Origin of the sequence: Paenibacillus glacialis (assembly GCF_001637205.1) — a bacterium.
In the GTDB taxonomy this organism is placed as follows: domain Bacteria; phylum Bacillota; class Bacilli; order Paenibacillales; family Paenibacillaceae; genus Paenibacillus_AQ; species Paenibacillus_AQ glacialis.
Genome location: NZ_LVJH01000002.1, coordinates 490254 through 500107, shown reverse-complemented (window position 1 = coordinate 500107; position 9854 = coordinate 490254). Strand labels below are relative to the sequence as shown.

The window sequence follows — 9854 nt, the reverse complement described above, 5'->3', positions numbered from 1 at the left end:
AAGGGTTGGAGGTGGAAGTGCAGCAATGCATGGAGCTGACCAATACTAATCGGTCGAGGGCTTATCCTACAAGTTTTACGAAGTAAAACTACTTCGTAAGCATATGCGTATTCTGAAGTTTAGGCTTCAGAAGCAAATGTAAGTTTCGAAAACTGCAAATTCATTCGTATCTAGTTTTCAAGGATTAAACCTTGTACTGATTTTATTCCCTGATAGCTCAGTTGGTAGAGCACTCGACTGTTAATCGAGTTGTCACAGGTTCGAGTCCTGTTCGGGGAGCCATATGGAGAGGTGTCCGAGCTGGCCGAAGGAGCACGATTGGAAATCGTGTAGGCGCCAAAAGCGTCTCGAGGGTTCGAATCCCTCTCTCTCCGCCATAATACTTTTGTAAGGCCCGTTGGTCAAGCGGTTAAGACACCTCCCTTTCACGGAGGTAACAGGGGTTCGATTCCCCTACGGGTCACCATTTATCTAAATATATTATGTAAGTACTTGTTTTACACAAATATATATGTTATAATAATAAAGTCTTTCTCTTGGAGGCTTAGCTCAGCTGGGAGAGCATCTGCCTTACAAGCAGAGGGTCGGGGGTTCGATCCCCTCAGCCTCCACCATTTAAATTTAATATGCTTAGTAATGACGCGGGGTGGAGCAGCCCGGTAGCTCGTCGGGCTCATAACCCGAAGGCCGCAGGTTCAAATCCTGCCCCCGCAACCAATTATTCCTTAATGGAATTGTTACATGGAACCGTGGTGTAGTTGGCCTAACATGCCTGCCTGTCACGCAGGAGATCGCGGGTTCGAATCCCGTCGGTTCCGCCATTTATACCTTATGGCTCGGTAGCTCAGTCGGTAGAGCAAAGGACTGAAAATCCTTGTGTCGGCGGTTCGATTCCGTTCCGAGCCACCATTGATTTTACAGTAAGTTTTATAGGTGCGCCGTTGTAGCTCAACTGGTAGAGCAACTGACTTGTAATCAGTAGGTTGGGGGTTCAAGTCCTCTCGACGGCACCATGTAATTTGGAGGATTAGTGAAGTGGCTAAACACGGCAGACTGTAAATCTGCTCTCTACGAGTTCGGTGGTTCGAATCCATCATCCTCCACCATTTCTTTTTTTAGGGGCATAGTTTAAGGGTAGAACAACGGTCTCCAAAACCGTTAGTGTGGGTTCAATTCCTGCTGCCCCTGCCAAAAAGAAAATTGTTACTCATTAGTATGGCGATCGTGGCGAAGGGGTTAACGCACCGGATTGTGGTTCCGGCACTCGTGGGTTCGAAACCCATCGGTCGCCCCATTTTTATTGAGTACATGTTTGAAATTAGAATTGTTATGGCGATTGTGGCGAAGGGGTTAACGCACCGGATTGTGGTTCCGGCATTCGTGGGTTCAAGTCCCATCAGTCGCCCCATTTTTAATTAAGTTGTTGGGAATTAGCCAAGCGGTAAGGCAACGGACTTTGACTCCGTCATGCATAGGTTCAAATCCTATATTCCCAGCCATTTTTATGCGGACGTGGCTCAGCGGTAGAGCATCGCCTTGCCAAGGCGAGGGTCGCGGGTTCGATTCCCGTCGTCCGCTCCATTGTTATCATGGCGCCATAGCCAAGTGGTAAGGCACAGCTCTGCAAAAGCTTTATCCCCAGTTCAAATCTGGGTGGCGCCTCCAATATTTTATGCGGGAGTGGCGGAATCGGCAGACGCACAGGACTTAAAATCCTGCGGTAGGTGACTATCGTACCAGTTCAAGTCTGGTCTTCCGCACCAAGTTTTTTAAAATGTTTGCGCCCTTAGCTCAGCTGGATAGAGCGTTTGACTACGAATCAAAAGGCCAGGAGTTCGAATCTCTTAGGGCGCACCATTAATTTTTGCCGATGTGGTGGAATTGGCAGACACGCCGCACTCAAAATGCGGTGCCGCGAGGCTTGCCGGTTCGAGTCCGGCCATCGGTATACAGTAGAAAAGGTTTATAAGATTGCTTATCTAAGCGAACTTATAAACCTTTTTTCTGTTTTAAAATATATGAAAGTATATGTTTCACTCTTATACTAACGCTTATATGTCAACGCTAAACATCGGTATGCCGTCAAAGGAAGGTACAGCCGTGAGTATATGTATTAAACCAAGTGTGTACTGAGCAAATGGCGGATAAAGGATAACTTCCTGGTTCGTCATTTTGTTGTTCTATTGTAGTTTATCGAATGATGTTACCTAACTGCTGTTTAGACATAGGAAGTTGGAACAAGCAAGGTCTTGTATCCCCACCATCCTTAAGACTATGGTTCTCCCCGACTAAGGTCTAGGAACAAAAACCGTCTCAGGTCTGTTTTGAAAGATCTCCGATTAACCTACAATAAGTACATAAGGTGATGAGATGAAAGGCGGTGATAATACATGAATTTAAAAAAAGGTAATGGCTTAGCAATTGTGTTAATAGCTGTCGGAGCACTGATGATACTAGGAATATTCGGACCCCTGATGGGGAAATTATTTGGATTAATATTCCCGATCATATTAATCGCTCTTGGTTATTATGGAGTCCGTCGTGGAAAAGTACTAATTGGATGGATTATCTTAGCAATCGGAATTTTATCATTAATTGCTAAGCTTTCCTGGTTAATTGGACCAATTCTAGGGATCGCGGTACTTCTATTTGGAATATCGCTACTTAAGAACAAGAGAAGTAATTACTAATGTGAACTAAATAGTGAAGACAGGTTGCTTAAGGAGGGAGTATAAAAGTATGAGTGTTTTTCGGCGGATGAGAGATATAACCGTAGCAACATTGAACGAACGTCTGGAGCAGAGTCAGGATCCAGTTAAGTTGATTGATCAATTCCTGAGGGCTACACGAGACGATATTACTGAGGTTGAGAAATTATTTCAACAGTATGCATCACATACGCGGCAATTGAAGCAGCAGGTAGATCAAGCGTCTTCGATGAAGGATAAGCGTGAAGAGCAGGCGATATTGGCTCTCAAAGCAGGTGAGGATCATCTAGCTAAGCTAGCGCTTCAAGAGAAGATTATTTATGAAGAAAAGTTAGAACAATACGGTGGCTTGTTCGAAGACAGTAGATTGTCCCTTCGTGAACTAGAGAATCAGATGAATGATCTGAAACTCGAATATCAGACGGTATATAGTAAGCGTCAATATTATTCAGCTCGAATGGAGAACATACGGTTACAACAGCGAATGAACCAACGCATGGGCGAATTTGGCGGGAAAGATGTTCCGAAGATGTTCAATCAACTAGAAGATCGCATTACAGATTGGGAACTGGAAACACGGAGCCTACGTGAATTACGTCGTGCGGGTCAAGATTATCTTGATCAAGCTGGAGCTTCCGTATCTAGTGTTTTGGAAAAGGAAATGGCTCGACTGAAAGAAAAGCTGAACAACAGCGGGAAGGAGTAACCTCATGAGTAGATTGTACCGTTCATCACGGAATAAAATGGTCACTGGATTATGTGGTGGACTGGCGGAAACGTTTGGAATTGATGCCACTATACTTAGGGTTCTTGTAGCGATTAGTATTCCCTTTAGTGGGTTTACTACAGTGTTCATATATCTTGTAGCATCAATGGTTATTCCAAAGGAAGCTGTTCCCCCATTTAACTCATATGGGAATGGAAATTCCAATCATGGCGCTGGTGGTCACTATAACAATAATCACTATAATAACGCAGACCATTACAAGAACTACAATGCAGGATATGGTTCAGAATTTAACAACTCTAACTCCAATTCAAATTCAGGTGGTTATAATAACGCTCAAAAGTCTGAACTGGATGACATGATGAAAGATATTGAGAAGAAAGCTTTGAAAAAAGAAGTAGAAGAATTAAAAATTAAACTATCTAAGTATGAGAAGGGAGAAGTGTAAGATATGGGAGTATTCAAAAGATTGAAAGATATGACAAAAGCATCAGTTAATGAGGTATTAGATAAAGTAGAAGATCCAATCGTGATGTTGAACCAGTATTTACGTGATATGGAGGCTGAAATTCACGAAGCAGAGGTTACCGTAGCTAAGCAAATGGCGAACGAACGTCGGATGAAACAACGTGTTGATGAAGCTGCGAAGATGGGTGGGCAACGCGAAGCTCAAGCTGAGCAAGCTTTGATGAATGGCCAGGAAGAGGTTGCACGCAAACTGTTGGAAGAGAAAATTTATTTCGACCAAAAATATACTGAGTATCAAGGAGTACACCTTCAATCGGAGTCTCAAGCGAAGGAATTGGTACAACAGTTGCACGAAATGAAAGATGAATTCTACAAAATGCGCAATAAGCGTAATGAATTAGTATCTCGTGCCCAAATGGCTAAAGCGAAAAAACAGATGTCTCAAGTGAACAGTATTCATAGTATCGAAAGTGGAAGTGCTTCACTTGGATTCCATCGTATGGAAGAGAAGATTATGCAATTAGAAGCTGAAGCAGATGTGATGCAAGTACCTTATCGCTCAGCTCATGCAGGGTTTGTTAGTTCTGTCGACGCTGAGAAATCCCTTAAGGTAGAAGAACAACTAAAGGCTTTGAAGAGTAAGATGAATGGACCTGCAGTAACAAAGAGTGAAACTAAATAATATGTATTCGTAATAACAGTTGATATGATATATTATGATAGTCGAAGCCATACAGTGTGGAATTCCACACTGCTATGGTTTTTCCAACTCCACAACTTATGAAATTTACTTGATCAAAGGAGGGCAACGTCATGGGAAAAAGGAATCGAATCATAGCTATTGGATTGATATGCATTGGTATGCTTATGCTCTCCGGCGAGTGGGTCAGCTTTTTTACTCTTGTTGCTCTCCTCCTACTGCTATTGGGAATTTATAAAATTCGTAATGGTGATATTAAAAAAGGATACACATTTCTTGGAATTGGAGCTGTTCTGATTCTTTTGGACAACTTGATCCTCGTCGTAGCGATTAGCCTGATCTCATTAGGGTTGTTTTATGGTAAATCGAGAAAAATGCAGCCTAATGAGGGATTCATACAAAAGATGAGTTTTATGTCTAATTTTGATTGGGATCAATCACCTTGGGTGATGAAGAGTATAAGCGTATGGCATGTTCTTGGCGAGAGTGACTTAGATTTATCCCTTGGGATGCCAGAAGAACGAGAGACCGTGATCGTCTTTCATGGCGTTATGGGTGATATAGATGTAGATATCCCTGATTATTATGGGGTTGAGATTGAAGCATTCGTTCTCTTTGGATCTATTGATTTCGATGGCAAAAAAGACAGCGGCATGATGAATCGATTGACATGGAGATCAGCGAATTATGATGATGCTGATTATAAAGTGAAAGTGATTGTGTCATATATCGTTGGAGATATAGACATACGATTAATATAACAATAGGAGGGGTTCCCTTAGTGAAGACAAAAAAGTCTGTCAACATGCTAGCTAGAAGCATGGGCGAAGGAGCCCTTCTTTCCTTTGTCTTGCTTCTTGTTATTCTTTACTTGTTGTATACATACGGTTACTTGGCTCCATTTGAATCGTGGAGAATAGGATTGCAAACGGTTGCCACTCTTGTGCTAATTCCTATTGGATTGGGTGCGGTAAGTGGCTTCTACCAAAGCTACCGTATGAAACGAAAACTGGTCCTTTTACGTGAAACATTGCTTTCATGGGAAAAGGGGATTGTGGCCCGTTCTATGCCTGCTTTGGGAGAAGATGAATTAGGACGTCTTGGAGTGCAACTTAGACGCATTAGCAAGAAATGGGAGGATCAGGTCACATCACTGCAACGTTTATCTACCCATAACGCACAATTAGCAGAACAAGCAAGAGTATCTGCCATCATAGAGGAGCGACAGCGACTAGCACGCGAGCTACATGATGCTGTGTCACAACAGTTATTCGCGATTTCAATGACAGCTACGGCAGTTGGCAGGACATTAGATAAGGATTTTGACAAAGCACAGAGGCAAGTGGCATTAATAGAGGAAATGGCTGCTGTAGCTCAATCTGAGATGCGTGCGCTTTTACTTCATCTACGACCTGTTTATTTGGAAGGAAAACCGCTAGAACAAGGTCTAATGGAGTTAGTGAATGAATTAAAGCTGAAGGTTCCTATGGAGATTGTATTTGAGATGGATAAGGGTATCTATTTGTTGAAAGGTATCGAGAATCATTTGTTTCGAATTGTGCAAGAAGCGATGTCTAATGCTCTACGTCATTCTAAGGCAAATAAGCTGGAGATTCGTATCCATCTCAGACAAGAGACAGTGAGGGTTATGATTCATGATGATGGAGTCGGATTTGAATTAGATGATAAGAAGCAGACATCCTATGGCCTATCTAATATGAACGAACGTGTGACGGAGATTGGTGGATCACTTCAGTTTATTACAGCAATAAATAAAGGTACACGTATTGAAATCACAATTCCAATTGTGCAAGAAGATATGGGGGAAGAGATGTATGGAGAACGAGAACGAATCGCAGATTAAAGTATTACTTGTGGACGATCATGAAATGGTACGAATAGGTTTGGCTGCAGTATTAGGTACGGAAGATGGTATAGAGGTGGTTGGAGAAGCTGGCAGTGGAGAAGAAGGAATTAGACTAGCTATAGAGTACAACCCTGATGTGGTCCTTATGGATCTCGTTATGGATGGTATGGACGGCATAGAAGCTACGCGTGAACTATTGAAGCTCTATCCTGATTGCAAAGTGATTGTACTTACGAGTTACTTAGATGATGAAAAGATGTATCCAGTTATTGAGGCCGGGGCATTTAGTTATCTACTTAAGACATCACGAGCAAGTGAGATTGCAGAGGCGATTCGTGCGGCGGCCCGTGGCCAATCTGTCTTAGAATCCCAAGTAGCATCTAAAATGATGAATCGTTTACGTCAGCCTCAGGCTGAGGAGGCTGCTCATAAAGAATTAACTGAGAGAGAGATGGAAGTATTACGACTGATGGCGCAGGGTAAGGCTAATCAGGAAATCGCTGATGACCTTATTATAGGGATTAAGACAGTTAAGTTTCATGTGACGAATATATTATCTAAACTAAATGTAGATGATAGGACACAAGCCGCTATCTATGCCTATAAGAATGGACTAACTGAGTAAGGTAGATGTAGCTAAATATTATAGTAGAACCCGTGAAGCCCATTTGATGGTGTTTCACGGGTTCTTGTTTAAATATTAGAAAAGAAAGTATAGTTTCACTTGTATACTAATGATTATATTTCAACGCTAAACGTCGCTATGCCGCCAAAGGACGGCACAGCGATGTTTATGTTTGATTGATATACATATGTTAGGTATAAAAAAATAGTAAAACGGTCATCCTATTTAGTAGATTCATAGATTTCGAGTTGAAAGGTAGGAATTCATAATGAGTAACCAAAGAGGGATCAGAAGGATCGGACTTGTTCTAATATCTATAATTATTGTATTTATCGGATTTGGATGGAATACATTCGCAGATCAAAAGGTAAATAAAGAAGACAAGAGACTCGAGAATTTAATTCAATGGGGTCAAGAGTTGGTAGATACGCCTCTTAAAGTCGTGGTTAAATGGCAAGGGCAATGGACAAATGAAGGGAAGTTAACTTCTTTAGAAGCAGCGCAACAACTTGCAATAAATATGGACCTACCGATACCTCAAGTGGTATCTAGTATAGATCATGAAACCTATCGGTCAATCACTTCGATTGACGGTATTAGAGTTAGCTTCAATTGGCAAGTCCTATCAGAAGATAAGAATTATATGATTGTAACGATGGAATCGACTGACGCAGTTACACATTCTACGCTTCTACGGTTACAGGACATGTATCTTACTCAGCTAGATATTATGAATATTGATGCTGCATGGAATGCTACAGTTCAGGGGAATGTTAAAGAAAGACAAGCTGTAACAGCAACAATGAAGGACGTAGAGACTCAATTACAGACTCATCTTGAATTTAATCAGGTAGAAAGTTATACAGATGAAATGACCATAAGTCGTTCCTATGAAGCTCCTTCCCTTGGTTTTGATCTAGTCAGTGGGGACCATAATATGGATCTTCAAATCGCTGTGCATCTGGATGAAATGACTGGTATGAGTAGGGTTTCTCTGGGGTTTCCTATCATCACTGTTGAATATTAAATGTATAGTATATTATTGTTAGATATATCTGAGTATTTTTGTCAGGAATAGGATGGCATGATGAAGTACAATATGCTAAAATAACATCACATCATTTTATGCTTCTATCAAGAAGTTGTAAATGCTATAATGCATAAAAATACACTATATTACATAGAGAAAGAATGAGGAGCCATGACTGAAAACTTAAATCTTGAAGAATTACAGACCCCAAGTTCGGTTTTTTTCCTTTTCGGTGCTACCGGAGATTTGGCAAGAAGAAAGCTGTTCCCTGCAATTTATAGTTTATATCGTGAAGGGAAATTAGCAGATGATTTTGCAGTGATTGGCGTTGCACGTCGACCACGTACGCAAGAAGAATTCAGGGAAGATGTGTATCAATCCATTCAAGAGTTTTGTCGTTATAAGGCTGAAGACAACGAAGAGTGGAAATCATTTGCTCAGCATTTTGAATATAAATCTTTAGACATTAACGATGTTAATGGATTCCGTGAATTAAAGGAACAAACTGAGAAAATTGAAGAACGCTATCATGTACCTGGTAACCGTATGTTCTATTTGGCTTTGGCACCAGAATTGTTTGGTAATGTGTCATTCAATTTAGAAAAGGGCGGCATGCTGGAAGGTCCAGGCTGGAAACGTCTTGTTATTGAGAAGCCTTTCGGATATGACTTGAAGTCAGCAGAAACGCTCAATGAACAAATTCGTCAAGTATTCAAAGAAGAAGAGATATATCGTATTGATCATTATTTGGGTAAAGAAATGGTACAAAACATCGAAGTCATCCGTTTTGCGAATGCATTCTTTGAGCCATTGTGGAATAACATGCATATCGCCAACATTCAGATCACGCTAAGTGAAACCGTTGGTGTTGAAGAGCGTGGAGGCTATTATGATCATGCAGGAGCGTTGAAGGATATGGGACAGAACCATATGCTTCAGATGCTGACCATGATTGCTATGGAGCCACCGAGTCGCTTGTTACCGGAGGATATTCGTGATGAGAAGGTTAAAGTTCTTCGTTCATTGCGTCCATATAGTAATGCTGAAGAAGTTGAGAAGAATGTGATTCGGGGACAATATATACAGGGAAGTAGTAATGGCAAGGAATTGCCAGCGTATCGTGATGAGGACAAGGTTGATCCGAATTCGAATACGGAGACTTACTTCGCAACGAAATTATTCGTGGATAACTTCCGCTGGGCAGGGGTTCCATTCTATATTCGTACAGGTAAAAGACTTCCAGTTAAAACAACTGAGATTGTCGTTGAATTCCGTAGCATGCCTACGAATGTATATTTAGGTCAGAAACATAATCTTGAGCCTAACTTATTGGTGATTAGAGTGAATCCAATGGAAGGGATTTACGTTAAGATTAATGCGAAGAAACCAGGCTCCGAGAGTGCTATTCAACCGGTAGCGATGGATTTCTGTCAAAGTTGTATGGTTGGCATCAACTCTCCTGAAGCTTATGAACGCCTTCTACATGATGCAGCACGCGGTGAGTCTACTTACTTCACACGGTGGGATGAAGTAGCTTCCGCTTGGTCCTTTGTTGATCGAATTGCTGAGGCATGGGCTGAAGATCCAAGCAAGCTTTCAACATATCCTGCTGGATCATGGGGTCCGACAGAAGCAGACGAGCTATTGGAAAAAGACGGATTCCATTGGTGGCCTGTTAACGGTCAAGATGAAGATAACGTCGTGTGGAAATAAATAAAATGAAAAATCC

The 9854-nt window shown here is 41.5% G+C and carries 9 protein-coding genes and 18 tRNA genes; all 27 read left to right on the top strand.

Annotation, left to right across the window (positions count from 1 at the left end; all coding sequences use genetic code 11):
- Positions 1 to 206 precede the first annotated feature (206 nt).
- The 27 genes from PGLA_RS02840 (at position 207) to zwf (ending at position 9838) form a co-directional block, all read left to right on the top strand.
- A tRNA-Asn gene (locus tag PGLA_RS02840) sits at positions 207 to 282 on the top strand.
- Between the two features lie 3 nt (positions 283 to 285).
- Positions 286 to 377 (top strand) — tRNA-Ser (locus PGLA_RS02835).
- A gap of 14 nt (positions 378 to 391) precedes the next feature.
- Positions 392 to 466 (top strand) — tRNA-Glu (locus tag PGLA_RS02830).
- 72 nt (positions 467 to 538) lie between these two features.
- A tRNA-Val gene (locus PGLA_RS02825) sits at positions 539 to 614 on the top strand.
- A gap of 26 nt (positions 615 to 640) precedes the next feature.
- A tRNA-Met gene (locus PGLA_RS02820) sits at positions 641 to 717 on the top strand.
- A gap of 26 nt (positions 718 to 743) precedes the next feature.
- A tRNA-Asp gene (locus tag PGLA_RS02815) sits at positions 744 to 821 on the top strand.
- 12 nt (positions 822 to 833) lie between these two features.
- A tRNA-Phe gene (locus PGLA_RS02810) sits at positions 834 to 909 on the top strand.
- A 28-nt stretch (positions 910 to 937) separates the two neighbouring features.
- A tRNA-Thr gene (locus tag PGLA_RS02805) sits at positions 938 to 1013 on the top strand.
- Between the two features lie 8 nt (positions 1014 to 1021).
- Positions 1022 to 1106 (top strand) — tRNA-Tyr (locus PGLA_RS02800).
- Positions 1107 to 1117: 11 nt separating this feature from the next.
- Positions 1118 to 1191: transfer RNA gene (locus PGLA_RS02795), tRNA-Trp, on the top strand.
- Between the two features lie 27 nt (positions 1192 to 1218).
- Positions 1219 to 1294 (top strand) — tRNA-His (locus PGLA_RS02790).
- 38 nt (positions 1295 to 1332) lie between these two features.
- A tRNA-His gene (locus PGLA_RS02785) sits at positions 1333 to 1408 on the top strand.
- 16 nt (positions 1409 to 1424) lie between these two features.
- Positions 1425 to 1499, top strand: a tRNA-Gln gene (locus PGLA_RS02780).
- 7 nt (positions 1500 to 1506) lie between these two features.
- Positions 1507 to 1581, top strand: a tRNA-Gly gene (locus PGLA_RS02775).
- Between the two features lie 10 nt (positions 1582 to 1591).
- Positions 1592 to 1665: transfer RNA gene (locus tag PGLA_RS02770), tRNA-Cys, on the top strand.
- Between the two features lie 9 nt (positions 1666 to 1674).
- A tRNA-Leu gene (locus PGLA_RS02765) sits at positions 1675 to 1763 on the top strand.
- A gap of 17 nt (positions 1764 to 1780) precedes the next feature.
- A tRNA-Arg gene (locus tag PGLA_RS02760) sits at positions 1781 to 1857 on the top strand.
- A 9-nt stretch (positions 1858 to 1866) separates the two neighbouring features.
- Positions 1867 to 1948: transfer RNA gene (locus PGLA_RS02755), tRNA-Leu, on the top strand.
- Positions 1949 to 2390: 442 nt separating this feature from the next.
- Positions 2391 to 2690, top strand: a complete 300-nt coding sequence (locus tag PGLA_RS02750) for a LiaF transmembrane domain-containing protein (RefSeq protein ID WP_068528304.1) — start codon at positions 2391 to 2393, stop codon at positions 2688 to 2690.
- Between the two features lie 49 nt (positions 2691 to 2739).
- A complete protein-coding gene (locus tag PGLA_RS02745; RefSeq protein ID WP_068528300.1) occupies positions 2740 to 3414 on the top strand; it encodes a PspA/IM30 family protein in 675 nt (224 codons plus the stop codon).
- Positions 3415 to 3418: 4 nt separating this feature from the next.
- Positions 3419 to 3883, top strand: a complete 465-nt coding sequence (locus tag PGLA_RS02740) for a PspC domain-containing protein (protein WP_068528296.1) — start codon at positions 3419 to 3421, stop codon at positions 3881 to 3883.
- Positions 3884 to 3886: 3 nt separating this feature from the next.
- Positions 3887 to 4585 (top strand): PspA/IM30 family protein, encoded by a 699-nt coding sequence (locus PGLA_RS02735; RefSeq protein ID WP_068528293.1) that lies wholly within the window; start codon positions 3887 to 3889, stop codon positions 4583 to 4585.
- 131 nt (positions 4586 to 4716) lie between these two features.
- Positions 4717 to 5364: a cell wall-active antibiotics response protein LiaF gene (gene liaF / locus PGLA_RS02730; RefSeq protein ID WP_068528290.1), complete on the top strand. Its 648-nt coding sequence runs from the start codon at positions 4717 to 4719 to the stop codon at positions 5362 to 5364.
- A 20-nt stretch (positions 5365 to 5384) separates the two neighbouring features.
- Positions 5385 to 6467: a sensor histidine kinase gene (locus PGLA_RS02725; RefSeq protein ID WP_068528287.1), complete on the top strand. Its 1083-nt coding sequence runs from the start codon at positions 5385 to 5387 to the stop codon at positions 6465 to 6467.
- Positions 6439 to 7095 (top strand): response regulator transcription factor, encoded by a 657-nt coding sequence (locus PGLA_RS02720; protein WP_068528284.1) that lies wholly within the window; start codon positions 6439 to 6441, stop codon positions 7093 to 7095. Before PGLA_RS02725 ends, PGLA_RS02720 begins: the two co-directional genes overlap by 29 nt.
- A 268-nt stretch (positions 7096 to 7363) precedes the next feature.
- Positions 7364 to 8122 carry a YwmB family TATA-box binding protein gene (locus PGLA_RS02715; RefSeq protein ID WP_068528280.1) on the top strand — a complete coding sequence of 253 codons (759 nt, stop codon included), beginning with the start codon at positions 7364 to 7366 and terminating at the stop codon, positions 8120 to 8122.
- A 174-nt stretch (positions 8123 to 8296) separates the two neighbouring features.
- On the top strand, positions 8297 to 9838 hold the full coding sequence (gene zwf / locus PGLA_RS02710) for a glucose-6-phosphate dehydrogenase (RefSeq protein ID WP_068528277.1): 1542 nt from the start codon (positions 8297 to 8299) through the stop codon (positions 9836 to 9838).
- Positions 9839 to 9854 lie beyond the last annotated feature (16 nt).

Excerpts from the sequence above, each read along its gene's own strand:
- PGLA_RS02750 (WP_068528304.1), top strand. The coding sequence starts at position 2,391 with ATGAATTTAAAAAAAGGTAATGGCTTAGCAATTGTGTTAATAGCTGTC.
- PGLA_RS02745 (WP_068528300.1), top strand. The coding sequence starts at position 2,740 with ATGAGTGTTTTTCGGCGGATGAGAGATATAACCGTAGCAACATTGAAC.
- PGLA_RS02740 (WP_068528296.1), top strand. The coding sequence starts at position 3,419 with ATGAGTAGATTGTACCGTTCATCACGGAATAAAATGGTCACTGGATTA.
- PGLA_RS02735 (WP_068528293.1), top strand. The coding sequence starts at position 3,887 with ATGGGAGTATTCAAAAGATTGAAAGATATGACAAAAGCATCAGTTAAT.
- liaF (WP_068528290.1), top strand. The coding sequence starts at position 4,717 with ATGGGAAAAAGGAATCGAATCATAGCTATTGGATTGATATGCATTGGT.
- PGLA_RS02720 (WP_068528284.1), top strand. The coding sequence starts at position 6,439 with ATGGAGAACGAGAACGAATCGCAGATTAAAGTATTACTTGTGGACGAT.
- PGLA_RS02715 (WP_068528280.1), top strand. The coding sequence starts at position 7,364 with ATGAGTAACCAAAGAGGGATCAGAAGGATCGGACTTGTTCTAATATCT.
- zwf (WP_068528277.1), top strand. The coding sequence starts at position 8,297 with ATGACTGAAAACTTAAATCTTGAAGAATTACAGACCCCAAGTTCGGTT.